The following is a 26361-nucleotide window of genomic DNA, read 5'->3' as shown; positions in this document are numbered from 1 at the left end:
CGGAGCTCGCGGTGGACACCGACGACATCCGCGCGCTGCGGGACGTCTCGCTGACGATCGGCCAGCTCCTGGCGAAGTGGGGCCAGCGGGTCCGCGACGACATCGCGGTGCCCCGGATCAGCCGGGACCTCGCGGCCGTCGGGCTGACGACCCAGCCGGGATTCGCCCGCGGGCCGTTGAGCACGCTCGTGCGCGTCGTCCCGCTGCCGGAACCCGGCCCGAGCGCCCAGGAGAAGCCCGGCTCCGGCTCCGGCTCGCCCGACGAGAAGCCTGACTCCGGCTCCGGCTCGCCCGACGAGAAGCCCGGCTCCGGCTCCGGCTCGCCCGACGAGAAGCCTGACTCCGGCTCGCCCGAGGAGAAGTCCGACCTGGGCTCTGGCCTGCCCGATGACGAGCCGGACTCCGGCTCTGGCCCGTCTGACGGGCCCCCGGACGCGGGTGTTGACGACCGTGGCGGGGCCGGCGTGGCCCCGGACGGGAGCTCGCGGAGCGACCCCGCCGCCGCCGGTGACGGTGACGGCTGCGCGCTGGCCGTCGGGGACGGCGGTGCCGCGCCCGCCCAGGGCGCCGACGAGACGGCCCGGAGCCCGGTGGACGCCTCGGCGAAGCCGGGGCAGCCCGATGTGGCGCGGTCCGATGTGGCGCGGTCCGATGGGACGGCGCCCGATGGGACGGCGCCCGATGGGGCGCCGTCCGACGGGGCGCCGGCGGGCGCCGGACGTAGACGCAACCGCCGGCGCAAGAAAGGCGGTGCGCCCGGGCAGCCGCGGGCCGACGCGGATGACGCCCCGCCATGGGTCGCGATGAAGGTCGGCCACCTGCCGAGCGCGACGGGTGGCGTGCGCAGCGTCCCCTCGGGCACGCCGCTGCCCAAGGCGACCACGCTCATGCTGAAGCTGGGCTATTCCCAGGTGCCCGTCCTGGACGGAACGTCGAACCTGCGCGGCGCCGTGACCTGGCGCTCGATCGCGACGTTGCAGGGCTCACACAGGCAGCAGACTCTCGAGAACGCGACGGACCCGGACGTGGAGAGCGTCCAGGTGACCGACGACCTGCTGGCGACCCTGCCCAGGGTGACCGAGCGCGGGTTCGTCGTCGTCTGGCGCGACGGCCGGGTCTGCGGCATCGTCACGACCGCTGATCTCGCGAACGCCTACGACCGGCTCGCGCACCCCTACTTCCTGATCGGTGAGATCGAGCGGCGGCTGCGCCGATGCCTGGGGCTGAGGTTCGGCCTTGAGGACCTGCGAGCCGTCAATCCGGACGCGACGAGCATCAGCAACCTGATGTTCGGGGAGTACCTCAAGCTGCTGCGCCCGCCCGACCAGTGGGCAAAGCTCAGCTGGGCGACGGTCGATCACCAGCAGTTTCTCCGCGACCTCGACGAGGTCCGGCGGATCCGTAACGAGATCATGCATTTCGACCCGCGGCCGCTCACCGACCGGCAGAAGGAACATCTGCGTCAGTTCTGCGGCGTGCTCAAGGGCGTTGATCCATATTGACCCCTTGCCGGTCTTGATCGCGGGCCTCCGGTCGACCGCCCCCTGAGGACCTGTGGCACCCGCGTGTCATCAAGAGGCCACCGCCAGCTTTCAACCTTTCCCTGGGCGCGGTGCGTCCATAAGGGAGACAAAGCACTTCCTTACGGACAAGGAGCGCCGTGTCCACCGCGCAGTCCGAACGATCTCCGCGAATTCCGCCGTCGCCACCATCCGGCCCGTCGGCCTCCACGGGCACGCCCTCGGGGCCCGGCGCGTTCGAGCGGCGCGCCGACCCGGTCGGGCGGCGCGAGGCCGGAGCGCCGGGAGAGCGACGAGAGCCGTCGCACCGGCACGGCGAGCCGGCCGGGCGTGTACGCGGCGGACCCCGGCCCTGGTCCTGGTCCTGGCAGGTCGTCGCACTGCTCGCGGTGGCCGTTACCGGGCTCGCGGGCGCGGTCGTCCTGCGTGGCTACCTGCCGGCGAACCCGCGGATCGTCGTGTACGGCGACTCGCTGATGGTCGAGGCGCAGGATGACTTCCGGGCGGCGGCGACCCAGGCCGGCGCGCACGCCATCCTGATGAAGATGTGGAGTGGCACCGCGCCGTGCAACTGGCTCGACGACGTGTCGGGCACGATCCGGGACTTCCAGCCGACGATCGCGGTGATCGCCTTCTCCGGTAACCGGCCGCCCTGCATGAGCGGGCGCGACCTCATCGCCGCCTACCGCGCGGACGTGACGGCGATGACCGAGAAGCTGGCCGCAAGCGGCGTCGAGGTGCGCCTCGTCGAGACGCCGCCGCGGCGCGGGGAGGCCGTCGACGCCGACGGGCGCACCGAGCTCGACCGGCTCTGGGCGCAGATCGCGAGCACCACGCCGCACACGAGGGTGATCCGCGCCGGGCAGTCCATCTCCGACCACGGCCGGTTCACCACCACCCTGCCCTGTGCCCCCGAGGACTCCTGCGGCCCCGACGGCCGGGTCGTGGTGCGGGCTCCTGACGGCATACACTTCTGCCCGCGTCCCACCGAACCGGCCGGCGTCTGCCCGGTGTACTCCGGCGGGGCCCGCCGCTACGGCCTCGCGGTCGCGCGCGGCGTGCTCGGCTGACCGGTGCCCCACCGCGTCGCGCGGCGTGCCGCTCGTACCTCTCATGACGCGCCCGGTACGCGCGTGACGCGGCGCGTGGCTACCGGTGCGCGCCGCGCTCATGCCGTTCTCGCGGTGCGTCACCGGGCTGTCGCCAGCTGGCTGCCCAGTGCGCTTGGATGGTCGTCGCCGTGCCACTATGTATCCAAGATGTTTCGCTTCCGCGTCGACGAGGTCTCCGGCGGCGCTCCGATCGTTGACATTCTCTACTGATCCAGTGAACATAGAGTCATGTTCTCCGAACACGCCCGACTGTTGTCTGGCCGCCACGCGGCCCCCATCACGCCGTCGCGGCCGTGTCCATCCCGCTTTCCGGCGAACGGCCCGGTACGGCGATCCGCCTGACCCGCGTCAGCCGGCCGGCCGGCGTACTCTCGCCCCGGTGCCGCTGACCTGCGCGTTCCCGACTGGTCGCCTGCCCGCCCCGCCATCGCGCCGGCGGGCTCCCGCCGTCCCGCGTTCGCCGCGGCCCCATGCGGGCATCGGACTCGTCCAGAACCGCGCTCGGACCCGCTCACGGGCCGGCGGGACCGCCGCGGCACTTGTCCGCCTCTTCGCCCGGAGTTCGTCCCAGCGCCACTCCGCTGTGTCGTCGGCCAGGTTTCGGAAGCGCAACGTGAACACGTGCCCCCGCGGCGTCCGACCGCGACGGGCGCGGTACTGTCCGCCGTCGTCTGAATCGCGAGACCACCCGTGGGCGCTGCCCCGCCCCCGCCGCATACCACGGGATGCCACTGGTCTCGGTCGGTGTGGCCGCCGGGCCAGCGGCGGACGACACCCCTGGGCGGCACCCGCCGGCCGGGGGACGACCCCCGCCCACCGAATCGCCGACCTCCCAGCAGACCTCCCGGATCGCGGACCTGCCGGCAGACCTCCCAGATCGGCTCCCAGACCTCCCCGATCGCTTACCTCCCAGATCGCTCCGCGATCCGGCAGGAACCCTGTCGCCAATCGGGCAGGGACCCCGGGTCCGGCGGGAGCCCGGGTGGCGCCCGGCGCCGGCATCCGCCGGTGGGCACCGACGGCCGGCGACCGCCGACCGGCAGCACAACGGCTGGCAGCGGTGCCGGCCAGAAACCAGGAGTGTTCGATGACCCCAACGCTCATTCCGGCCGTGCCGTCGGCCCGGCCGCCCGAGGCGCGAGCGCGGACCGACGCCGCGTCACCGGGGACTCGGCAGAACGATGCGCACCGCCGGGACACCCGGTCCTGGCCGAGCGCCGAGCCGGAACGAGACCCACGCGGCGCCGTCGTCGTGCTCCCGGGTCGCGGCGAGTCCGCCGAGCTCTTCGAGCCGCTGGCGTTCCGCCTCGCGCTGGACGGCTACGAGGTGACCTATCTCGGCATGGGGGAGGACAGCACGCTCGCCCTTGGCGAGTGCAGGGTCCCGGGGCGGCCGTTCGCGCTGGTCGGCTCGGACACCGGCGCGCTGCGAGCGCTCGCCGTCGCCGGCTCGCCGGCGCTGCGCACCGACGCGCTCGTGCTGCTCGGCCTGCCGCTGCTCTACCGCCCGGTCGCGGGCGAGATCCCGTCCGAGCCGCCGCCGCGGGCGCTGCCCGACCTGCCGATCCTGCTCGTGCATGGCGTCGGCGACGAGGTCAGCCCCCTGCAGGTGGTCCGGATGACGACCCGCACCGCCTCACGCGCCCGCCTGGTCGCCGTCCCCGGCGGCCACCAGGTCCTCACCGAGACGAGCTGGCGCGCCACCGCGGCCCACACCATCGCCTTCCTCGAGGACGTCGCCACCGCCCCCGCCCACTGGGTTCCCGCCGGATCGGCCTAGCCGGGGTCCCTCCCGGATCGGCGACAGGGTCCCTGCCGGATCCGGGGTCCCTGCCCGATTGGCGACAGGGTTCCTGCCGGATCGCGAAGCGATCTGGGAGGTCTGCTGGGAGGTCTGCTGGGAGGTAAGCGATCGGGGAGGTCTGGAAGCCGATCTGGGAGGTCGGCGATCTGGATGTCCGCGATCTGGGGGTCTGCCGGCAGATCTGCTGGCCGGCGGGCAGCCCGTCCGGTCCGGTCCCGGCCCACCGCGTCCCATCCCGCCCGTTCTGTCCGAGCGTCGCCGCATCCGTCCGGGTGGCCACCCTGCTGTAAGCCTGGTGTGGGCTGCTGGGATACAGGGGTGACCATGGCGGAGTGGACGGGTTGACCAGGGTGGGGTGGCGGGCTTGGCTGGCACGGTGACGGGCGAGGCCTTCCTCTATGACGCGGTCCGCACGCCCTGGGGACGCGGGCGCGTCGACGGAGCGCTGCGCGGGGTGAAGCCGGTCTCGCTGGTGGCTGGTCTGGTCGACGAGCTGCGCAAGCGGAACCCGACGCTGGACGTCGGCCGCCTGGGCGATCTGGTGCTCGGTGTCGCCAGCCCGGCCCGTGACCAGGCCGGTGACCTGGCCAGGGCCGCGGCGCTGGTCGCGGGCCTGCCGGACACCGTCTGCGGGGCCGTAGTCAGCCGGCTCGGCGCGTCGGGACTCGACGCGGTCGCGCTGGCCGCGGCGCGGGTGCGCGCGGGCTGGGACGATCTCCTGCTCGCCGGCGGCGTCGAGTCGATGTCACGGGTGCCGGCGGGCGCGGACGCCGGGCCGCTGGCGAGCGACCCGGCGACCAACTACCAGACCGGCTTCGTCCCCGCCGGCGTCGCGGCCGACCTGCTGGCCACGCTGACGGGCCTCACCCGCGCGGACCTCGACGCCTACGCGCTGCGGTCGCGCCGGCTGGCCGCGGACGCCTGGGCCGACGGCCTTCTCGCTCGCTCGGTCGTCGCCGTCCATGACCACGGCCTGCTCGTCCTCGACCACGACGAGCGGATCGGACCGGTCGGGGCCGGCGTCCTGGTCGAACAGTCCCGGCTGGACGCCGCCGCCGGCCACCTGGCGGGGCTGCCGGCGGCGTTCGCCCAGGCCGGCGAACAGGCGGGCTTCGACGTGGTGGCGACCCGGGCCTACCACTGGCTCGAACGCGTCGACCACGCGCACACGGCGGGGAGCTCGGCGGGGCCGGCGGACGGCGCGGCGCTCGTCCTCCTCGGCGGTGAGCGGGCCGGCGAGGAACTGGGGCTGACGCCGAGGGCACGGGTCGTGGACGTCGTGCCAGCGGGGTCCGACCCGACGCTCGCGCTGGGCGGCGCGTCGGCGGCGACCCGCGCGCTGCTCGCCCGCGCCGGGCTTGGCGTCGACGATGTCGACCTGTTCGAGACGGACGAGTCCTATGCGGCCGTCGCGCTCGCCTACCAGAAGGACCTGGCCATCCCCGACGAGAAGCTCAACGTCAACGGCGGCGCGCTTGCCCTGGGCCACCCACTGGGCGCCACGGGTGCGAGGCTCGTCATCGCCGCGGTCGACGAGCTCGAGCGGCGCGCCGCCCGCCGGGCGATCGTCAGCGTCAGCGCGGGCGCCGGAATGGGGGTGGCGACGCTGCTGGAGCGGGTCTGACGGTCTCCTGGACCGGGGCCGGTGGCGACGCGCCGCATCTCCCCGTTCATCCTTTCTTCGTCCCCCTTGTCCGCTCGCCGGTACCAGTCGCCTCCGATGCCCCACCTCCGTTGCCCACCCCGCCGCCGCCCGCGGCCTTCCCGACCCGGAGACGACGCCGATGCCCGAGCCGTCGCCAGCGTCGTCGACCGCGCTGACGTCCGAGGCGGAGCTGACGTCCGAAGCGGTACCGACGTCCGAAGCGGAGCCGACGTCCGAAGCGGAGCCGACGTCCGAAGCAACGTCGACCTCCGAGGCGGTATCGACGTCCGAAGCAACGTCGACCTCCGAGGCGTCGCCAACCTCCGAGGCGTCGCGGGCGCCCGCGACGCCATCCACGGCCTCGACGGTGGCGGCCTCGACGGTGACCACGACAGCCGCGACCACGACGGCCGCGGCGACGACGGCGCCCGCGGTGACCCGGCCGCCAGTACCGCCGCCGTCCGAGCTCGCGGCCGGCGAGCGGGGGAGCGGCGAGCCGGGAAGCGGCGAGCCGGGCAATGAGGCCGAACGGATCGGGGTGATCCGGTGGGAGCGGGGCGCGGACGGGATCGTCGTGCTGACGCTCGATGACTCCGGACAGCCCGCGAACACCACCAACGCGGCCTTCCGGAGTTCGCTGGGCGCCGTCATCGAGCGGCTGGAGCGCGAGCGCGCGTCGCTCACCGGCGTGGTGGTGACGTCGGCGAAGCCGACCTTCGCCACCGGAGCCGATCTGCGTGAGCTGGCCGAGCTGGCCGACCCGCGGGCCGCGTTCGAGCTGGCCACCGTAGGCAGGGACCATCTGCGCCGGCTGGAGACGCTCGGCCGGCCGGTGGTCGCGGCGCTCGGAGGCGCCGCGCTCGGCGGCGGGCTGGAGATCGCGCTCGCCTGCCACCACCGGGTCGCCCTGGACGCGCCCGGCACACAGCTCGGCCTGCCCGAGGCGACGCTTGGCCTGATGCCGTCGGGCGGCGGGGTGGTCCGGGTGGTCCGCCTGCTCGGGGTGCTGAACGCGCTGGTCAACGCCCTGCTGCAGGGCCAGCGGTACAGCGCGGCGCGAGCGCGCGCCCTGGGGCTCGTCGACGGGCTGGTCGCCACGCGGGACGAACTGGTGCCGGCGGCGAAGGCCTGGATCCGGGCGAACCCGGCACCGGTGGCGCGCTGGGACATCCCGGGCTACCAGATTCCCGGTGGCGGCCCGTCGAGTCCCGCGCTCGCCGCCGCGCTCGCGTCGCTGCCCGCGGGCCTGCGCCGCCAGCCCGCCGGGGCGGCCCAGGTCGCGGGGCCCGCGATCCTTGCCGCCGCGGTCGAGGGTGCCCAGCTCGACGTCGACACCGCGGGCGTCGTCGAGTCGCGTTACTTCGCCGAGCTGGTGACCAGCCAGGCGTCGAAGAACCTCGTCCAGGCGTTCTTCGTGGACATGGGCCGGGTCGTCGCCGAAGGCGCGGCCTCGGCGGATGGTCCGGGCGGCCGGGCACGGTTCGAGGCGCCGAAGGCGTTCGTCGACCGCCTGCTCGGCGCGTACCTCGCCGAGGCGGCCGCGATGGTGGGCGAGGGCGTGCCCGCGCCGTCCGTCGAGCAGGCCGGCATGCAGGCCGGCTTCCGCTCATCGCCGCTGCGGCTGTGTGACGAGCTCACGCTCGCCACCGTCCAGGCGGCGGCGGCGGTCGCCGTGGCCGTGGCCGTGGCCGAGGCGCCGGCGGGCGGAGGGGCCGTCGCCACGGGACAGGACCACGGGGCGCTCGCGGTGCTCGACCGGATGGTCGAGGAGTTCGGCCGGTCCGGCCGTGCTTCTGGCGCCGGGTTCTATGAATACGCCGACGGCCGGCGCGCGGGCCTGTGGAAGGGGCTGCGGGAGCTCTTCGGCAAGGACGGCGACGGCGATGGCGGCGGGGACGGCGGCGGGGACGGCGCCGGGGACCCTGTCGGGGAGCCGGCCGGGATCGCGTTCGAGGAGCTGAAGGAGCGGCTGCTGTTCGCCGTGGCGCTGCGGACCGTCGGCTGCCTCGACGAGGGCGTGATCGGCTCGGTGGCGGCGGCGAACGTCGCCTCGCTGACCGGAGCCGGTTTCCCGGCCTGGACAGGCGGGGCCCTTCGGTACGTCAACGGCTATCCCGGCGGGGTGGCCGGCTTCGTGGCCCGGGCGCGCGCGCTCGCGGCCCGCCACGGCGCCCGCTTCGCCCCGCCCGCGCCGCTGGTGGCGCGAGCCGAGCGCGGCGAGCCGTACGCCTGACAGCCTGCCCGCCCGTTCGCCGTCGTCACCGTGCCGTGACCGATCGGTGGACGCGGCGGGGTCACGGCGGTAAACCAGTCTGCGGTCGCCGAAATGGGTTCTAGGCCTACGCCCGGAGCGGTCTTGGAGAGGTCTGGAGCGGTTCAGCGCCAAGGACCCATCACCCGGCGAGAGTCAGCACGTCGACGCATGCCGGCGGGGCCGGCGGACGGGCGCGGCCGCGGCCGCGGCCCGCGGCCGGCGCGCGCCGTCCGCACAGCGAACTGTTCGGAGAGGGAGTGACGAGCCGATGGAGCCAGGCGCTGGAGCGTCGACGTCCGGCGATGCCGCAACGGGGGCCGGGGCGTCGACGGGGCCGTTGGCCGGCCTGCGGGTGGTGGAGCTCGCCGGGATCGGGCCGGGACCGCATGCGGCGATGGTGCTCGCCGATCTCGGCGCCGACGTGGTCCGGGTGGACCGGCCCAGCGGCGGCGGTGTGCAGGGCGCTCCGAAGACCGGTGACCAGCTGCTGCGCGGCCGGCGCTCGGTCGTCCTCGACCTCAAGGACCCCGCGGGCACGGAACGACTGCTCGCGCTCGTCGAGCGGGCCGACGTACTCATCGAGGTCTATCGGCCCGGCGTGGCCGAGCGACTCGGAATCGGCCCCGACGTGTGCCTGGAGCGCAACCCGCGCCTGGTCTACGGCAGGATGACCGGCTGGGGCCAGGAGGGCCCATGGGCGCACACGGCCGGCCACGACCTGAACTACATTTCCATCACCGGCGTCCTGCACGCGATCGGCCCGAGGGACGGCAAGCCGACGGTGCCGCTCAACCTCGTCGGCGACTTCGGCGGCGGCTCGATGTTCCTGCTCACCGGCATCCTCGCCGCGCTCTGGGAGCGGGAGCGGTCCGGTGCCGGCCAGGTCGTGGACGCGGCGATGGTCGACGGCGCGAGCGTGCTGGCCCAGATGATGTGGGGCTGGCGCGGCGACGGGTTCTGGTCGGACGAGCGCGGGGTCAACGTCCTCGACGGCGGTGCGCCGTACTACGACACGTATGTCTGCGCGGACGGCCGCTATGTCGCGGTCGGCGCGATCGAGTCACAGTTCTACGCCGCGCTGCTCGCCGGCCTCGGGCTCGCTGACGCCGGCCTGCCCGGCCAGAACGAGCGTGCGGGCTGGCCGGAGCTGCGCGCCCGATTTACCGGGGCCTTCCTGTCGAAGACCAGGGATGAGTGGGCGGCCGTCTTTGACGGCACAGATGCCTGCGTTACCCCGGTGCTGACCTGGGCCGAGGCGGGATCCCATCCACACCTAGCCGCCCGCGGCACGCTGCTCACCATGGACGGCATCGAGCAGCCAGCGCCGGCGCCGCGGTTCTCGCGCACCGTTCCCGGCACCCCGACCTCGCCGCCGTCTAAGGGCGCCGACACGGACGAGGTCTTCGCCGACTGGCTTGGTGAGCAGCCAGCGGCCCAGGCCTAAGCCGACGCCCGGGCCGCTGCCTAGGCCGAGGCGCCGGCACGGGCATAGGCCGGAGCTCCGGCACGGCGTGAGTCGGGAGCGCTTATGAGTGAGTGCTCATTATGATGGACTGTGCGTGTGCGACGGCGAACCAGGATGGCGACGCACCAGGAGAGCATGAACATGAAGGGGCAGGACACGTGGAGATAGCGGGTGCGGTAGCCGTCGTCACCGGCGGCGCCTCGGGCCTCGGGCTCGCGACGGCCCGTCGGATGACCAAGGCCGGGGCGAGCGTGGTGCTGCTCGACCTGCCGACCAGCGCGGGTGAGCAGGCCGCCGCGGAACTCGGCGAGCGAGCCCGGTTCGCCGCGGCCGACGTCACCGACGAGGGCGCGGTCGCCGCGGCCCTGGACCTGGCCGAACAGCTGGGAGCGCTGCGCCTGGTGGTGAACTGCGCGGGCATCGGCCCGCCGGCCCGGGTGCTCGGCCGGGCGGGTGTCCACCCGCTGGACCTGTTCGCCAAGGTCGTCGGCGTCAACCTGATCGGCACGTTCAACGTGCTGCGCCTCGGCGCGGAGCGGATCGCGCGCACCGAGCCGCTGCCCGGTGGCGAGCGGGGCGTCATCGTCAATACGGCGTCGGTCGCGGCGTTCGACGGCCAGATCGGCCAGGCGGCGTACTCGGCATCCAAGGGCGGCATCGCCGGCATGACGCTGCCGATCGCCCGTGACCTCGCCGACAAGCTGATCCGCGTCGTCACTATCGCGCCCGGCCTGTTCGCGACGCCGCTGCTCGCGAGCCTGCCGAAGGAGGCGCAGGAGTCCCTGGGCAGGCAGACTCCGCATCCCAGCCGGCTCGGCGACCCGGACGAGTACGCCGCGCTGGTCGAGCACATCGTCGCCAACCCGATGCTCAACGGCGAGGTCATCCGCCTCGACGGCGCCATCCGCATGGCCCCGCGCTAGCCGGCTCTCGCCATCGGGCCGATGACGAGATGTGGGGGTGAGGGGCGCGTCGGCGACCCTCACCCCCGCGAAAGGCGGGACTGGGTGTCGGCGCCGCTCAGTCGGGCACGGCGGTCGGAGACGCGTGCTCGGGGGCCGACCGTGGGGCCGGGGGCGGCGACGACGGCTCCTGCCCGTTCGCGTTCGCCTCGATCGCGACGGCCTCCGTCGCGCCCGCCGTCACGCTGGGCGCGGCTGTCACGATCTCGACGCCGTCCGTGGATACGGACACGGCCGCGCCGACGCCGGCGGGCTCGGTCGTCGCCGCGGGCCCGGCCACGGCGGCCTCGGCGCCGGCAAGGCGCCTGGGCAGGAGGAAGGCCGCCGGTACCGAGACGACCGTGAAGATCACCGGCAGCCAGAACGTCGTCCCGAACGCGTCGGCGACCCAGCTGGGGATCGGCCCATCCCCCGAGCCACCCGCCACCGCGATCGAGGCGCCAGCGCCGGCGTGCCCGCGGATCTGGGTCGCGAGGACGACGGCGAGCACCGCGGTGCCGATCGAGCCGCCGATCTGCTGCAGGATCCGCGACGCCGTGGTCGCCCGCGGGATCTGGTCGTGGCGCAGCCCGTGGTAGGTCGCGGTCATCACCGGGATCATCGTCACGGCCATGCCGACGCCCCGCACGGCCAGCGAGAACCCGAGCAGCCACTCGCTCGGGCCGCGGCCGGCCTGGGTATAGGCGATCGAGCCGAGCACGGTCAGAGCGAGGCCGAAGATCACCATTACGCGCGGGGAGATCCTGTTCGCCCGTGGGGCGACCAAGATCATCCCGATTCCCAGGCCGAGGCCCTGCGGCGCGAGCAGCAGCCCGGCGCCGGTCGCGTCCCGACCGCGGGCAATCTGCTCGAAAAGGGGCGTCAGGAACATCGCGCCGAACAGCGACATGCCGAACAGGAACATCAGGGTCGTCGAACCGAGGAACGCCGGGTTGCGCAACAGCCGCAGGTCGATGATCGGCTCGACCTTGGTGCGCAGCGCGTGCACGGCGAAGGCGGCGAGCAGCGCAAGCCCGATCAGCATCGGGACCAGCACATGCGCGTTGGCGAAGTTGCCCTTGCTGCCAGCCTCCGAGAAGCCGTAGACGGCAACGGCCAGGCCGGGGGAGAGCAGCGCCAGGCCCACGACGTCGAGCGGATGGCGTTCGCTTGCCCGGGTGGCCGGCAGGACGCGCTGGGCAAGGAAGATCGCGATGAGGCAGACCGGGATGTTGATGAAGAAGATCCAGCGCCAGCTGATGTTGTCGACGATCACGCCGCCGAGGACCGGACCGAGTACCGGGGTCACGACCGCCGGGAGGGAGACCGCCGCCATCACCTTCGGCAACTGAGCCGGGCCGGCTGCCTGCGCCAAGATCGTTTGCATCAGCGGTAGCAGTAGACCACCGCCCAGGCCTTGCAGCACCCGGAACCCGATCAGGCTGCTCGCCGACCAGGCGACGCCGCACAGCGCCGAGCCGACCAGGAACATGCCCAGCGACAGAATCCACATCCGCTTGCCGCCGAACCGCTCGACCGACCAGCCGGTCAGCGGGATCACCATCGCCAGTGCCAGCAGGTAGCCGGTGGAGACCCACTGGATCGTCGAGACGCCGACGTCGAACTCTTTGCCGAGGGTCTGGATGGCGACGGAGGTGATCGTCGCATCCAGCTGCACGGCGACGACGCCGACCAGGATGACAAGCGCGAGCCGGACCAGCGCCGGGTCGAGCTTCTCGCCCTTCGCGCTGGTGCCGGCGCCGGCCGGGGAGGTCTGCCGGGCGGTCCGGGGCGCCGCGGGGGATGACGAGCTCATCGGCCTCTCCGTTGGGGCGATGGGTGCCCTGGGTCTTCGACGGAGGGCCCCGCACGGGTGGTGGTCGTCGTTGCCAGTTGCCAGTGTCGTCGGCGCGCCGCCGGCGGCCCGCCTTCGGCCCGGCGGTTCGCGCCGGGCCAGGGCACGGCGGTGGCGAGTTTCCGGCGGCGGCGGAGCGTGGAGCGCGTCGTGATGCCAGCCTTGGGATGGCGACCATGGCTGACCGATACAGTGTATCGCCTTCGATACGGCGTATCGAGCGCGGGCTTCCGGCGCGTTCCGCCCTCTGACGCGTGGCGCGGCCTGCCGGTGGCCTGATGATCTCAGATTCCGGACAGGGTCCAATCAGCTCCGTATCCTTGGGCGATGCGAGGCCACGCGGACACGCCCCGCACGCCGAACGTCGCCGCCACCGGGTCCGGCCCACCTGGCGGCCCGTACTCGTCCGGGTCCGGGTCCAGCGACCCCGGGCACGTCACGCCCTCCGGTCACCCAGGGGCTGTGGGGCCCGCCGGCCCCCTGGAAGGGCGACGCGCGAGCACGGGGGATGCCTTCGGCCTGCTGGGCTGGCGAGGCCGCCCCCGCCGTGGGACAACAACCCCAGATGCCCCGGCCTATCCGACCGGACCGGTGGCTCCGCCGGGATCGGACCGTTCGGATCCGGCGTCCGCTGACGATCCCGAAGCGCTGGAGGCGCTGTGGCTGCGTCCCCGGCGCGCCGAACGGTCGTCGGCGCTGACCAGGGAGGCGATCGTCGCCGCCGCCATGGCGATCGCGGACGCCGAGGGCATCGACGCGGTGTCCATCCGGCGGGTGGCCGGAGCGCTTCGGGCCCGGCCGATGAGCCTGTACTCGCATTTCTCCCGCAAACAGGACCTGATCGACCTAATGGTCAACGAGGCGGCGGGGGCGTCCCTGGTTCCGGGCCAGTTGCCGGCGGACTGGCGGGAGGCGCTGCGGATGATCGCTCATCACACCCGCGCCGCGGCGCGGCGATATCCATGGATGCTGTCGGTGGTCCCGAAGCGCGCCGCGATCGGTCCGAACGCGCTGCGCCACTTCGACCAGTCGCTCGCCGCCCTCTCCAGGCTGGACGTCGGCAGGGAACAAAAGATCGCGATCATGGTCGCTGTGGACACCTACACGGTCGGCCAGGTTGTCCGCGAGCTGGCCGGTCTGCCGACGTCCCATGGCGACGAGACGGGCGACGACGCGGGGACGGCCGGCGGCGTCGGAGCTGAGCACGTCTCGCGGCTCCGGGCGGCCGAGGGCTACCTGCGCCGGCTGGTCGAGACCGGCGAGTACCCGCACATCGCCGACTTCGGGATCGATTCGGTGATCCACGCCCACGAGGCCGAGACCGCCGCCGCCGACCGTCGTTTCACCGACGGCCTGACCTGGCTCATCGACGGCATCGCGGCCTCCCTCGCCACCGAACGGAACGGCGGCGACGACGGTGACGGTGACGGCGGTGACGGCGCTCGCCCGGCTGACGGTGACCCGACTGGCGTGTGACGCCGCCACCTGGTGGACGGACGTCCCAGCCTCCCGGTGAACGGGCGTCCCAGCGCGGGACGGCACCGACGAGTCCCGTGCGCCGATGTCAGGTCAGGCGGTCGACCACAGGTTGTGGCGGCGCAGAACGTCGCGCAGCAGCTCCGGCCGGTCGGTGATGATTCCGTCGACGCCGAGTTCGAGCAGCATGGACATCGACGCCTCGTCGTTGACCGTCCAGACGTGGACCGGCAGACCGAGCGTGTTCATGTAGCGCACGAACCGTGCGTCGCACACCGGGAGCGCCCGGAACGCCACCGGCACCTGCACGACGTCGCGCCCGATCAGACCGCGAGGCCGCCGTGGCTGCCTGTTCGCCGCCCCAGTGGCCTGGGCCGGCACCAGGGCCGCGTCACCGTTCGATGCATCGCGGTTGGACATGTCGCCGCGCTGACCGGCGGCGGCGCAGGCAAGATCTTCCGATCTCACGACCGCGGGCCGGGCATCGTCGCGCGTCTCGGCGTCCAACACGCTGTTCGCCCGCGGTCCTGCCTGGCTCACACCATGACCATGACCATGGGCGTCGCCGTTGTCGCCGTTGTCGCCGTTGTCGCCGCGGTCGCCGTTCAGGCGAAGGCTGCCGCTGCCGCCCGCGGGCCGTCGCCAGCCTCGTCTGGCGAGGCTCAGCCATGGGGGGAGGACGCTGCACAGGCGGGCGACGGCGATCGCGGACAGCCCCGCTCCGACACACAGCCCCGGCCCGGCCAGCCGGCGCGCCTCGCGGGCGACCGCGTCGTCGAACGAGGTGACGCAGACGCGGTCCAGTGCGTTCGCCCGGCGCAGCGCCGCGAGCATCGGCTCGAGCGCGGCCGGCTCCTTGACGTCGAGGTTCAACCGAACCTCCGGCCAGCGGTCCAGCAACTCGTCCAGCCGTGGGATCGGTTCCCCTTCGTCCGAACCCGCCCAGGCGCTCTTCGAACGAACCTCGGCGCCGCCGATGCGGTCGGCGCCCGGGTTGTCAGTCGGGTTGCCGGCCGGGCCGCCAGCCTGGGCGCGGTCGACCGCCGAACCGCCGGAGGGGGAAGCAGAGGAGAGGTGGGGAACGGCCTGGCCGGGCGCCGACGGCGACGAGAACGGCGTTTCCGAGGTTGTGGGCGTTATGGACGGACGGCGCAGGCGGACGCGGCTGGCCTCGGCCAGGGGCAGGTCGGCGAGCCGGCCGGGCCGGTCCGCCACCCGTTCCAGGGTCGAGTCGTGCAGGACCATGGCCGTCCCGTCACGGGTCACGCGGACGTCGGTCTCCAGATAGCGGTACCCGAGCGCGACGGCGTTCTCGAACGCCGGCCATGAGTTCTCCGGCCACGGCCCAGCCCCGCCCCGGTGCGCCAACGGGATCGGCCCGGGGTGGTCAAGGAAGCGGTGGCGGCTCATCGTCCTCCGTGGTTCCGCGGTCGTCGGCTGTGCCCTCACCATTCTCCGCGGTGAGACCCCGGTGGCCGAGTCCGCCGCGCGTGAGCCGGCGCCCGGTGGCAAGGTCAGGCGTCGATGAGCACGGCGACGGTGCCGCCCGCCGTGGCCGTACGTCCCGTGGTGCGCTCATATCTCCGGATGAGGTCATGGCCGCGGGTTCGGCGCCCGAGCTGGCGTTCGGCGCGGAACAGGGCGTTGCGGCGCGGCGGAGGGAAGGTGGCTGCCAGGTCGGCGACAAGGGCGTGCCTGTCGATGCCCGCACTCGCGAGCACCCACGCGGCACCGGGGTCCAGCGCGCCGAGCGCGAGGGCCAGGTGCTCGGGCCGGTGCGCGCGTTCGCGGCGGGCGAGTGCCAGGCGGAGCGACGCCTCGTAGGCTGCCTGCGCGTCGAGGCCCAGCGGCGGGCTCATCCGGGCGCAGCGCCGCCTTGCCGCGGCCGCGCCCAACGGAAGCAGCGGCTCGCGTAGGGGCGGTCGATCCAGCGACCGCACCCCCGTCCCCGCAAGGCGAAGCAGACCGTCGACATCCACGCCGAGCGTGGCCAGGGTGTCCCGATCAGCTGCCACTCCAGCCCCGGCGGGCGCGGCCACCAGGACGACTTCCCGTAGCACGGCCGCCGACGCGCCGTGCCTGACCAGCACGGCGGAAACGGCATCGTCGCCCGTCGCGAGCACGAGCAGCAGGTGCTCGCTGCCCACGCGGGCATGCCCAAGGCCACGGGCCAGTGCCATGGCCCGGCCCACCGCTCGGCTCAGTTCCGGATGGTCGCCGCTGAACATCGGCCCCCCTCAGCTTTCGTCAGTCCGGTGGTACTTGCGGTGCACGGTCTGTTTCGTGACGCCGAGCCGGACAGCGATCTCTCGCCACGACCAGCCCGCCCGCCGAGCGGCCGCGACCTGCTCGGCTTCCAACTGCTCCACGAGCCGACGGAGACGGGCTACGGCCCGCAGCCCGGTATCGGGGTCCACCGCTCGCACGGCATCACCGAGACCGGCATCGAGCTCAGCGTCAAGATCGGCGGTTGGCATTTCGTCAGCATATGCTGACGAAAAATCGTCGTCAACATATGCTGACGATCGCGCTGTCTGTGTTGATCGCCCCAGGGCTGCGGCCCTATGAGGCCGCGGCGGTGGCCGCCTTCATGGTCGAGCGCGGGTCGGCGCCGGGGGCGGGACGCCGCGAGCCTGACGGACGGTCAGGTGCGGATTGGCCTGGGTTGGCCCGAGGTTGTGGAGGTGGTGATGGGCAGGACTTACCGGCGCAGATCGACGATGGGCCTTGCTCGATGAGAGGGCCCCGGCCCACCCGTCCGTCCTGCGAGCTGGTACAGTCGTCCACGTCGACGCGGAGGCGCGCCTGACGGCAAGGCCAGCAGCAAGAAGTAAGACCGAGGAACATGCGCCGCTAGCTCAATTGGCAGAGCAGCGGACTCTTAATCCGCGGGTTCGGGGTTCAAGTCCCTGGCGGCGCACCCGTAAAGTTGTTACGTACCAGCAGGTTCAGACCGGCCCTCGGGCCGGTCTTTTGCTTTGTTGATCGTTGTGGGTGTCGTGTGGGTGTGATCTTGTATGCGTCGTGGGATCGCCCTTTCCAGGGTCTCCGCAGCGCGCTGTCCGGTGGACCGGAGCAGGTGGGTGTAGAGCGTGCCGGTGATCGTGGTGGACGAGTGGCCGAGCCGCTTGGACACGAGGGTCAGGTCGATGCCCTGGTCGAGCTGGATCGACGCCGACGAGTGGCGGAGGTCGTGGTTGCGCCGACGTCGGCGCAAGCACGATTGTGCCGACCTTCGCGTTGTGCCGACGGGGTCGAGCATGTCGCTGGCAGCGTGATGACTCGCTCGTGCTATGTCGGCACAACGATTCCCCGATGATGGTTGTTTGATCATAGTTTCCCCGTGTCCTGACATCGAGTTCAGGGAGGGGAGATGGCTGGTCCTGGGAGTCGGGTGAGCCGGGTGCTGATGCGGGGGTCACTGGTACCGCACGCCGAGGAGTTCAGGGGCGAGTTGCTGGGGCGGGGCTACACGCCGCTGACGGCGGTGAACCAGTTACGGCAGGTCGGACGGTTGAGCTGCTGGCTCGAGGAACGCGCGCTCGAGGCGTGCGACCTCGACGAGGAGCGCATCGGCCAGTTCCTGGCGTTCCAGCGGGACGCCGGGCGGCATAGGGCGGGGTGGTCCCGTCCTGGCCTGATGTGCCTGCTGGAGATGCTGCGCCGCACCGGGGTGACGCCGCCCGCGGGGCCGGCGGCGCGGCCGGCCTCGGCGACGGATGTGCTGGTCGCCTCGTTCGAGGGATACCTCGCCAGCGAGCGGGGGCTGGCCGCCGGCACGATCGAGGGTTATGGCGGGCACGCGCGCCGGTTCCTGGAGGCGTTCACGCCCCCGGGCGGCCTCGCGGCGCTCAGCGCGCGGCAGGTGACGGCCGCGGTGCTCACGGAGTCCGCCCGGGTGGGAGCGAGCGCGACGCGGTTCTACCTCGTCGGCCTGCGGTCGTTCCTGCGTTTCTGCTTCGCCGAGGGGCTGGTGCCGGTCGATCTGTCGGCCGCCGCGCTGGCGATGACCGGGCGGCGCCGCGCGCTGCTGCCCCGCGGGATCACCCAGGACGCGGCTGCGGCGCTGCTGGAGGGCTGCGACCGGTCGGCTCCGCTCGGCCTGCGCGACCACGCCATCGTGATCACCTTGCTGCGTCTCGGCCTGCGCGCCGGCGAGGTGGCCGCCCTGAGACTCGACGACCTCGACTGGCGGGATGGGCAGATCACCGTGACGAGCAAGGGCGGCCGGTGCGACCTGCTTCCGTTGCCGGCCGACGTCGGCGCGGCACTCGCCTCCTACCTGCGGCACGGCCGGCCAGCGAGCACCAGCCGGGCGGTGTTCCTGACGGCGCGGGCGCCCTACGCCCCGATCGCGCCGGGCACCGTGGCCTCGACGGTGCGCCGCGCCTGCCGGCGCGCGGGGATCGACGAGATCGGGCCGCACCGGCTGCGCCACACCGTGGCCTGCGAGATGGTCCTCGCCGGTGTTCCCTTGGTGGCCACCGCGCAGGTGCTGCGCCACCGATCTCTGCAAACCACCGCTCTCTACGCCCGCGCCGACGTCGGACAACTGCGTGCTCTGGCGCTTGCCTGGCCCGGGGCGGAGGCGGACCGGTGACCGCGCTGGCCGGCCAGGTCGAGGACTACCTACGGCTGCGCCGGGCCCTCGGCTACCGGCTCGAGCGCGAGGAACGGTGGCTTACCGACTTCTGCTCCTATCTTCAGGTGGCGGGCACGACGACCATCGGCAGCCGCCTCGCGATCGAGTGGGCGAAGCTGCCCGCCGGGGCGTCACCGGCGCACTGGGCCCAGCGCCTGGGCGTGGTCCACCGGTTCGCGATCTGGCTGCACACCCTCGACCCGGCAACCGAGATCCCGCCGACCGGCGTGTTCCCCGCCCGGCGCCACCGCGCCACCCCCTACCTGTTCACCGACGACCAGATCCGCGACCTGCTGGCGCGGGCTCGGGCGCTGCACCCGCCGCTGCGGGCCGCGAGCCTGCACACCCTGCTTGGACTGCTCGCGGTCTCGGGCATGCGCATCGGCGAAGCGGTCACGCTGCGACGTGACGACCTCGACCTGGACACCGGGCTGATCACGATCCGTCTGGCCAAGCACGACCGCGAGCGGCTCGTGCCGCTGCACCCGACTGCCACCGCGGCGCTGCGCCGCTACGCGGCCGAACGCGACCGGCTCTGTCCCCGGCCACGCGCCGAGACGTTCTTCCTGTCGAGCACCGGCGGCAGGCTCGACCGCAGCGACGTGGGCAGGGCGTTCCGAAGGATCACCACCGAGGCCGGCATTCGCGATGAAACAACACATCCGCGCATACATGACCTCAGACATGGTTTTGCCCTCCAGACCCTGATCCGCTGGACCCGGGCCGGGCTGAGTGTCGACGCGAACATTGCCGTGCTGTCGACCTACCTCGGCCACGTCGCCCCGTCCGACACCTACTGGTACCTGTCGGCAGCGCCGGAACTGATGGAACTCGCCGCCCAGCGGCTCGCCACCCGACCGCGCCACACCGCAGGAGGGGCACAGTGACCACGCTCGCACCGGCCCTCCAGGGCTTCTTCACCGAACGGCTCATCGCGCAGCGCGCCGCCAGCCCGAACACGATCGCCAACTACCGGCAGACGTTCCGCCTCCTGCTGACCTTCGCCTCCACCCGCCGCGCCACGACGCCCAGCCAACTGGCCGTCACCGACCTCGATGCGCCCATGGTCTCGGCGTTCCTGTCCCACCTTGAACGCGACCGCGGCAACAGCCCGGCGACTCGCAACAACCGGCTCGCCGCGATCCACTCGCTGTTCGGCTACATCGCCCTGACCCAGCCCGAGCATGCCGCGACCGCCCAGCGGGTCCTCGCGATCCCGACAAAACAGGCCGAGCGGACCATCGTCACCTACCTCACCGAACATGAAGCGAACGCCCTACTGGCCGCCTGCGACCAGCGCACCTGGACCAGCCGGCGCGACCACGCCATGTTCGCGCTCGCCATGCAGGCAGGGCTGCGGATCTCCGAGCTCGCCGCACTGACCCGCCAGGACATCACCCTGACCACCGGCGCCAACGTCCACACCATCGGCAAAGGACGCAAGGAACGCCGCACCCCGCTCGTCCCCGTCACGAAGGCCGTGCTCAAGGCCTGGCTCGCCGAACGGCCAGGTGCCCCCGGTGACCCGCTGTTCCCGACCACCACCGGCAGACACCTCAGCCGTGACGCGATCGAACGCCGCCTCGCCCGCGCCGTCACCACCGCCGCCACGACCTGCCCGTCGCTGCGCACGAAGCACGTCACCATGCACACGCTGCGGCACACCGCCGCCATGCGACTGCTCGAAGCCGGCAACGACATCACCGTCATCGCGTTGTGGCTGGGACACGAGCAGCTCGCCACGACGAACATCTACCTGCACGCCGACATGGCGCTCAAACAGCAGGCGATCGACAAGGCCAACCCACCCGCCGCCACGCCCGGCCGTTACCAGCCGCCCGACCCGCTGCTCGCTTTCCTCGAGGCCCTCTGATTACACCGACACGACGCGGGCCCGCGACCCCCTGACCATCGGGACGCGCGCCTGCGTCGGCACAACGCGAAGGTCGGCACAATCGTGCAGCCGGCGGCGGGACAGCAGGTCCTCGCCGAGCTCGTCGCCCTTGCGCAGGTCGAAGGGGAGCCGGCCGTGGATCGTGAGCCGTGCGCCGCATCCGCGCCGTCGCATGGAGCGGGTCACGGTGACTTCGCCGATCGGTTCGCGGTCGCGGTAGACGGTCCAGGTCCGCTCGGGTGCTTCGTGGCGCTGGCCGACGTCGACGGTGAGTGATCCGGCGGCGGAGTCGTGGGAGACGACGCAGCAGAGACCGACGCGGCGGGCGATGACCTGCATGTGGTGGGAGACGTACTGCGGGTCGAGATAGCGGCCGTTGGGCTGGGTGAACATCAGGTTCGTGAGGTGGACGGGTTTGCCGTGCTGGTTGGTCAGGGTGCCGTTGTCCCAGCTGGTGCCGGTCTTCTCGCGGTGGGTGTCCTGGGCGAGTCGGTGGAGCGCGAGGGTGCCTAGCAGGGTTGGGCCGAGGTCGACCTTGCGCTTGCCTGACTTTGTCTTGGGTGGCCATGCGCCCCACCTGCCGCCGAACTCGACGATCTGCTGGCGGATGACCAGGACGCCGTTGTCCTCGTCCAGGCCGTCCCAGGTGGCGCCGCAGGTCTCGCCGCGGCGCAGGCCGGTAAGTGCCATCAGCTCGTACATCGGGGCGAGTCGGTCGCCAGTGGCCTCGTCGAGGAACCGGCCGATCTCGTGGGCCTCCCATGGCTCGATCTCCGGTGGCTCGTGCTCGGGCAGTTCGACGCCGGCGGCCGGGTTGAAGTCGATGCGGCGGTGGTCGACCGCGTCGTTGAGGGCGGCTCGCAGGGTCGCGTGGACGCGGGCGATGGTCGCCGGCCCGGGCGGGCGGGCTTTGCTCTGGCCGTCGGTTTCGATGCGTCGGTAGGCGGCGTCGATGTGGGTCTTGTCGAGTGCGGCGAGCGGTACCTGGCCGAGCAGTGGCTTGAGGTAGAGCCGGATGTGGCTGCTGTAGGACCGGTGGGTGCTCGGCCGGATCCGCCGTTTGCCCTCCAGCCACTGGTCGAGGTAGTCGCTGGTGCTCAAAGTGCCGAGGTGCTGCCGGCCGGCGTGGATCTTCGGCAGTTGCCCCTCGGCGTCTCGGGTGGCCTCCTTCTCGGTCGCGAAGCCCGAGCCGCGCAGAACCTTCCGGCCGACCAGCGGAATGAGTTCGTCGGGCACATCGATGCGCCACGACCACCTGCCGTGTGGCTTTCGCCCCTTGAGCTTCGGGCAGCGCTTACCGAGCTGCTTGTCGGTCTCGGGGTCACGGCAGCCGCAACGCTTTTCGGTCTGAATCTCCACGTGAACGCTCCCGCAGCCACCCGGTGTGGGAGTAGCCGCTGTTCGAGAAGGAATGTGGAACTGCGATTGACTGGCTCGTCTGGACCGCGCGGTGCGCGGCCGCACTGGATGCGCTGGTGCGTCTCGTTGCGGCTGGTGAGGAGCCTGTCGATCGCGATGATATGCGCCGATCCGTGCCGCTTCTGGGAGGCGCATCATCTGCGGGCGCGAGTCCTGTATTGGAGCTGTGTATTACGTCGCCTCTGGACTCAGGGCCGTCGCTAGCGCCTTTCTCGGGGTATCCGGACAATAACTGCGGCGAGGTGGCGCTGTAGCCGCGCTGGCGCGGTGCGTCGGGTCTTTGTTCGCGATTCGATAGGAAGTCGCCACTGCGGCCACTGGAGCGTGATATCTCGCCGAACGGCGGCCTTGGGCTCCCAACCCGTAGATGCACGAGCATCCGGCCGAGTTTTGGCCGCTCCCGTTGGTGCGAACAGAGCCGTCACTCAGGGGCCGTCGCAGGTGGGAACCGGGGAGTCACCGATGCTGCTTGCCCCTGGCGGGTTGTCGGGCGAGGACACGGCTGGTCGGGCGGCATCCTCGATGCCACGATCGCCGAGGGTCGAGGTCGTCGAGGTCGGTGATGGTTGGCCGAGGTGGACGAAGGCGGTCAGGACGTCGAGCGGGGTGTGCATCGCGGCGAGGGCTGCGACGGTTTCGAGGGGCGGGTTGGCGGGAGATAGCCACGGGCGACGGGCGAGGAGATTCCCAAGGCGGTCGGGGCTGAGCGCGAGCGCCTGTTGGTATTCGACTTCGTGGACCGCGAGGTCACCGTGGATCGGGTCGCGGACGAGCCGGGTCGTGCCGACGAGTTGGGAGGTCGCGGTGGGTGCGGGCCCGGAGAGCACGGCAAGCAAGGTGGGAACCTCGTCGGGGACGGTGACGGGTGCGACCCCTCGAGTGGGGTCGGCTGGGCCCGGCGGCCTCGGGCGGACGTCGTGGAGCCGGAGTCTGTGAGGGCTGTCGGTGACGCGTGCGGTCTCGGTCGTGGTGGCGAGGACCTCGCCGGGGATCAGATCCAGGCCTGCCTCGGCGCGGGCGGTCAGCAGCCGGTCGAGCGAGGGCCAGACGCTGGATCGGAGCGGAAGGACCGCATCAGCGGGTAGGAGAACGGGACGCATCGGGGCGTCGTGGGGTTGGACCTCGTACATCGGCGAGCCGGTGCGGTACTGCAAGGCGCGCAGCACGGTGCCGACGGTGAATCGGGGGTCGTCGACGGTGCGGATGACCGCGCCGGTCGCGAGTGGCAGTTCGGGCTGGTCGTCGATCGTCGGGTGGGTGCCGAGAATGTCGGCCAGGTGGAGCTCGGTGGTTTCCAGAGCCCAGGCGGGGTGGTGTTGCCAGGGATGGCCGGGCTGGTTGGCGACGTCGGGGCGCCACCGGTAGATCGTGCCTCCGCCGTGGCGCGGGACGGACGCGTAGAGGGTGCCATCGGCGTCCTGTCCATCGGGCAGGGCGACCCGGACACGGGTGCCAGGTGGGTAGGGCCGGCCCGGGATGGCGGCGAACTGGTCGAACAGGTTCGCGTAGCGGTCGACGAACCAGGCCTGGCCAGCGGTCAAACGGATGGAGGCGCGGCGCAGACCTGCGGGCAGGCCGAGAAGGCCGCGGAGCGCTTCGGAGGGCTCGGTGGTGAGGTCCAGCAGTCCGGGCACGTCGGCGTCGGCGAAGAAGATCCGTTCACCGTCGTAGATCCGCCAGTAGGCCAGGTCGTCGTCCGTACCGGTGGGTGGTGGGTCGGAGAGCAGATCGAGGCGGGCGGTGCCATAGCTCCAGGTGGCGATGACTGTCTCGGTGGCCAGTAGCCGGCCGTAGGTCGTCGAGAGGCCGCCGGCCTGGACTGTGCTCGCGCGCGAGGGCCGGTAGATCGCTGACTCTGCCGGGTCGGCCGCCGTCGAGGGCCGGTTCGCCCCGGGAGACGTCCGAGGCGCGGTGCCCGCTGATCGGGCGGACAGTGACGCCAGGATCAGGAACTGGCGGGCGGGTAGCGGGATCGGCCAGCCGAGGGCTGCCTCCAGCTGGCTGAGGGTGGTCGTGCGCGCCGTGTGGATGACCTGCGGGCTGTCGCGGCCGGCGACGGGTACGGCCAACTCGGCGACGTAGCCCGGGTTGGACTTGTGGAGACCGGTCGACGGGGCCAGCCGCCACCAGCCGGCGGGGACCTGGACACGTACCTCCGGCCTGGCGCGGCCGGCCGCCGCCAGCCGGCTGATGGGAATCCGCGGGCCGTGGCCGGTCCAGACCTCCGCCCTCGTGTGCGTGTCCGAGTCTTCTGGATGCTCTGTCATGGACCTGACGGTCCGCTGGCCAGTCACCGCGACAGTCACCGCGAAGGACATCGCCGATGCTGGTCGACAGGTCTTGACGTGAATCCGCTCACCGCCTCCTGTGTCGAGACCTGCTTCACGGCCAAATCGCGGGACGGCCTTCTGCCGACCGACTGGGTGGCTGGATGGGGGTAGCGATGTTTATCGCGAAGACGTAAATAGCCACCATGTCCCCTGGGGTGGGTGCGGCGATGACCTGAGGGATGACGGAGGAGACTGAGAACGCGGTCCCGGCTGGCATATGCATCCTGCCCGCCACCCGATCGGGCTCAGATACGGGCGTCCGCGGCCGTCTTCTGTCCACAATTAGGTCTACAACACGTTGTGGACCGAACGAATCGGGATGATCGACCATGGAACCTGGTGAGATGTGGGGCTACCGGGCCCGCCGTGTCGACCGGATTATCCCAGTACGGGTGGTCCGCCATGGCACCAAAAGGCCTGCGCGAGTCCTGGTCCGGTTCGAGGATTCTGCCATGGAGGGCAAGGAGGACTGGGTTTCGCCTGCCCGTTTGAAGGTCCCGTGGGATGCGGTGGAGGCCTTCGAGACGCGTGAGGCGGCCTGGGACGCGCTCTACGTGCTCTCGCCCGACGACGACGTGGCCGAGACATGGGCCGCCAACGACGTGTTCGACACGACCCTGAGCGGTGAGGAGATCGCGTCGCTTCACTGGAAGTACTTCTACCTAGAGATCAGCGACCTGCCCGCGTTGGCCGCGAAGTCCGGCCTTTCTGCCGAGGATTTCACCGGCGACCCGGTCGGATTCGAGGATGACGGCAAATTGGTCGTCTCCTGGCCGGTGGCGCTGCGGGCCGCGCAGGCGCTCGCGCGCCGAGATCCGCGCAGCATTCTGGCTCTGGTCGACAAAGAAGAGCGCGAGTACCAGCACGGGGCCATCCACGGCTACTACAGCTCCGGCAGCCGGCCGGTCTGGTTCGAGCCGGAGTGGGTTCGCGAGAGCGACAGCGAGAGTTACCACCGGCCGAAACGCGAGCTCCTGCGGGTCTGGTGCGGCGCCACAGCGAGTGCACGGTGGGACGAGCTTGAGGAGCTGCGTAAGGAGATCAAGAGGGTCGGCGACGTCGCCGAGCGCGCGATCGAGACGCTGCGCGCGGCCGGGCAGAAGTCGGTGGCCGACCGGCTCGCCCGCGAACTCGGCCAGACGGTCGAGATGCTCCGCGCCGACCCATCGAACCGGTAGGAGGAGCTCACCAGCGGCGCTGGCTGTCAAGCGGGGAGTAGGCGGACATGCCCTCGGGCATGAATGGGCCCAGCTTCGCTGGGGGCACCTCGTCCGGCGTCAGGTAGCTCAGCTGCCCGGCCACGAGGAGGGGATCGAGGCGGTCGGCTTCCTGTCGGATCCATCCGGCCCAGTCGAGCGCGGCCCTACGCTCGGCCTCGATGTCCAAGGTCGTAGCCCGGGCGGTGATGGCGTCGGCGTAGGCGCGTAGGTCCCGAGCATGTGCTTGAGCCTGGAGCTGGTCGGCGAGCCGACCGCGGTTGAGCTCCACGACGTACGCCTCGCGTGCCTCCTGGACCGCCTGTTCCCACCGTTCGCGGCGTTCGATCCGTACCCGTTCGGCGTGGGCGCGGGCCGCGATACGCCCGTCGGCGATCGACTCGGCGGTCATGAGCAGCGACGACAACTGGCTGTCGAGGGTCCAGCGTTTCCGGTCGGCCCAGCGCCGCTCACTGGGCAGCGTCATGACGAGGCGGCCTGACCAGCCGAGCACTGTGGTGGGGCTGGCACGTTGCCAGTCGTACTTCAACTGGGCGAGATCCTCATCAGAGATCCGGGCGGCTTTGTCCTTCTCCTCGTTGACCGTGACCTCGATCGTCTCGCTGCGGATCACCAGCTCGAAACTCGGCCCGTCGTCTCGCGGCCGGGTCTCATGGCCACGGCGGGCGCATTCCCCGACGAGCGCCTGCACTAGCGCTGGTTGGTCAGGTTAGGGAAGGTGGACGTACGGTTGTGGTGTCTGGCTGGGCCGTTCCGGTGGGAGGTGCCCGATGGCCACATCTCGCAA

Annotated in this window: 20 protein-coding genes and 1 tRNA gene; 13 read left to right on the top strand and 8 right to left on the bottom strand. The window is 72.0% G+C overall.

Features of this window, described 5'->3' with window-relative positions; all coding sequences use genetic code 11:
* The first annotated feature begins 11 nt into the window (after nt 1–11).
* From BCD48_RS50560 to BCD48_RS09600, 7 genes are all read left to right on the top strand, one after another.
* The gene (locus BCD48_RS50560) at nt 12–1502 is read left to right on the top strand and encodes a CBS domain-containing protein (RefSeq protein ID WP_071048000.1); all 1491 of its coding nucleotides are present in this window, start codon (nt 12–14) and stop codon (nt 1500–1502) included.
* A 158-nt stretch (nt 1503–1660) separates the two neighbouring features.
* Complete coding sequence (locus tag BCD48_RS09625) at nt 1661–2590, top strand: DUF459 domain-containing protein (protein WP_083418396.1); 930 nt, start codon at nt 1661–1663, stop codon at nt 2588–2590.
* A gap of 1129 nt (nt 2591–3719) precedes the next feature.
* The gene (locus BCD48_RS09620) at nt 3720–4412 is read left to right on the top strand and encodes an alpha/beta hydrolase (protein ID WP_071047999.1); all 693 of its coding nucleotides are present in this window, start codon (nt 3720–3722) and stop codon (nt 4410–4412) included.
* 379 nt (nt 4413–4791) lie between these two features.
* On the top strand, nt 4792–6060 hold the full coding sequence (locus tag BCD48_RS09615) for an acetyl-CoA C-acyltransferase (RefSeq protein WP_241841618.1): 1269 nt from the start codon (nt 4792–4794) through the stop codon (nt 6058–6060).
* A gap of 403 nt (nt 6061–6463) precedes the next feature.
* Nucleotides 6464–8314 carry an enoyl-CoA hydratase-related protein gene (locus BCD48_RS09610; RefSeq protein WP_241841617.1) on the top strand — a complete coding sequence of 617 codons (1851 nt, stop codon included), beginning with the start codon at nt 6464–6466 and terminating at the stop codon, nt 8312–8314.
* Nucleotides 8315–8603: 289 nt separating this feature from the next.
* The gene (locus tag BCD48_RS09605) at nt 8604–9779 is read left to right on the top strand and encodes a CaiB/BaiF CoA transferase family protein (protein ID WP_083418394.1); all 1176 of its coding nucleotides are present in this window, start codon (nt 8604–8606) and stop codon (nt 9777–9779) included.
* 179 nt (nt 9780–9958) lie between these two features.
* Entirely contained in the window at nt 9959–10723 is a 765-nt protein-coding gene (locus BCD48_RS09600) for a 3-hydroxyacyl-CoA dehydrogenase (RefSeq protein ID WP_071047996.1), read from the top strand.
* Nucleotides 10724–10820: 97 nt separating this feature from the next.
* Here BCD48_RS09600 and BCD48_RS09595 read toward each other — a convergent pair whose 3' ends face one another.
* Nucleotides 10821–12557, bottom strand: coding sequence for a DHA2 family efflux MFS transporter permease subunit (locus BCD48_RS09595; RefSeq protein WP_083418393.1), 1737 nt, complete (start codon nt 12555–12557; stop codon nt 10821–10823).
* A gap of 630 nt (nt 12558–13187) precedes the next feature.
* Between BCD48_RS09595 and BCD48_RS09590 the strand changes: the two genes are divergently transcribed.
* A complete protein-coding gene (locus tag BCD48_RS09590; RefSeq protein ID WP_071047994.1) occupies nt 13188–14072 on the top strand; it encodes a TetR/AcrR family transcriptional regulator C-terminal domain-containing protein in 885 nt (294 codons plus the stop codon).
* A gap of 93 nt (nt 14073–14165) precedes the next feature.
* Here BCD48_RS09590 and BCD48_RS56450 read toward each other — a convergent pair whose 3' ends face one another.
* The 3 genes from BCD48_RS56450 to BCD48_RS56445 all read right to left on the bottom strand — a co-directional run bounded on the left by BCD48_RS56450 (nt 14166) and on the right by BCD48_RS56445 (nt 16378).
* Nucleotides 14166–15482, bottom strand: coding sequence for a glycerophosphodiester phosphodiesterase family protein (locus BCD48_RS56450; protein ID WP_071047992.1), 1317 nt, complete (start codon nt 15480–15482; stop codon nt 14166–14168).
* A 104-nt stretch (nt 15483–15586) separates the two neighbouring features.
* Nucleotides 15587–16300, bottom strand: coding sequence for a Clp protease N-terminal domain-containing protein (locus tag BCD48_RS09580; protein WP_071047991.1), 714 nt, complete (start codon nt 16298–16300; stop codon nt 15587–15589).
* A 9-nt stretch (nt 16301–16309) separates the two neighbouring features.
* Nucleotides 16310–16378: a hypothetical protein gene (locus tag BCD48_RS56445; RefSeq protein ID WP_491677125.1), complete on the bottom strand. Its 69-nt coding sequence runs from the start codon at nt 16376–16378 to the stop codon at nt 16310–16312.
* Nucleotides 16379–16919: 541 nt separating this feature from the next.
* Here BCD48_RS56445 and BCD48_RS09570 point away from each other — a divergent pair.
* Nucleotides 16920–16992: transfer RNA gene (locus BCD48_RS09570), tRNA-Lys, on the top strand.
* A 12-nt stretch (nt 16993–17004) separates the two neighbouring features.
* Here the strand turns inward: BCD48_RS09570 and BCD48_RS45800 are convergent.
* Nucleotides 17005–17289, bottom strand: a complete 285-nt coding sequence (locus BCD48_RS45800) for a tyrosine-type recombinase/integrase (protein ID WP_241841616.1) — start codon at nt 17287–17289, stop codon at nt 17005–17007.
* Between the two features lie 156 nt (nt 17290–17445).
* Here BCD48_RS45800 and BCD48_RS09560 point away from each other — a divergent pair, with 156 nt between their 5' ends.
* The 3 genes from BCD48_RS09560 to BCD48_RS09550 are packed head-to-tail and all read left to right on the top strand — an operon-like array spanning nt 17446 to nt 20587.
* Nucleotides 17446–18672, top strand: coding sequence for a site-specific integrase (locus BCD48_RS09560; protein WP_083418389.1), 1227 nt, complete (start codon nt 17446–17448; stop codon nt 18670–18672).
* Nucleotides 18669–19601 (top strand): tyrosine-type recombinase/integrase, encoded by a 933-nt coding sequence (locus tag BCD48_RS09555; RefSeq protein WP_071047986.1) that lies wholly within the window; start codon nt 18669–18671, stop codon nt 19599–19601. Before BCD48_RS09560 ends, BCD48_RS09555 begins: the two co-directional genes overlap by 4 nt.
* A complete protein-coding gene (locus BCD48_RS09550; RefSeq protein WP_071047985.1) occupies nt 19598–20587 on the top strand; it encodes a tyrosine-type recombinase/integrase in 990 nt (329 codons plus the stop codon). The genes BCD48_RS09555 and BCD48_RS09550 overlap by 4 nt, the downstream gene beginning before the upstream one ends.
* Here BCD48_RS09550 and BCD48_RS09545 read toward each other — a convergent pair whose 3' ends face one another.
* Together BCD48_RS09545 and BCD48_RS09540 are read right to left on the bottom strand one after the other, a co-directional pair.
* Complete coding sequence (locus tag BCD48_RS09545; RefSeq protein ID WP_071047983.1) at nt 20588–21967, bottom strand: site-specific integrase; 1380 nt, start codon at nt 21965–21967, stop codon at nt 20588–20590.
* A gap of 485 nt (nt 21968–22452) precedes the next feature.
* Complete coding sequence (locus BCD48_RS09540; RefSeq protein WP_131803875.1) at nt 22453–24294, bottom strand: hypothetical protein; 1842 nt, start codon at nt 24292–24294, stop codon at nt 22453–22455.
* Nucleotides 24295–24809: 515 nt separating this feature from the next.
* Here BCD48_RS09540 and BCD48_RS09535 point away from each other — a divergent pair.
* Nucleotides 24810–25535, top strand: coding sequence for a hypothetical protein (locus BCD48_RS09535; protein ID WP_071047981.1), 726 nt, complete (start codon nt 24810–24812; stop codon nt 25533–25535).
* 7 nt (nt 25536–25542) lie between these two features.
* Here BCD48_RS09535 and BCD48_RS09530 read toward each other — a convergent pair whose 3' ends face one another.
* Entirely contained in the window at nt 25543–26265 is a 723-nt protein-coding gene (locus BCD48_RS09530; RefSeq protein ID WP_071047980.1) for a hypothetical protein, read from the bottom strand.
* Between the last annotated feature and the right edge of the window lie 96 nt (nt 26266–26361).

Origin of the sequence: Pseudofrankia coriaricola (assembly GCF_001854805.1) — a bacterium.
Lineage (GTDB): Bacteria > Actinomycetota > Actinomycetes > Frankiales > Frankiaceae > Pseudofrankia.
This window is presented reverse-complemented; position numbering and strand designations above follow the sequence as displayed.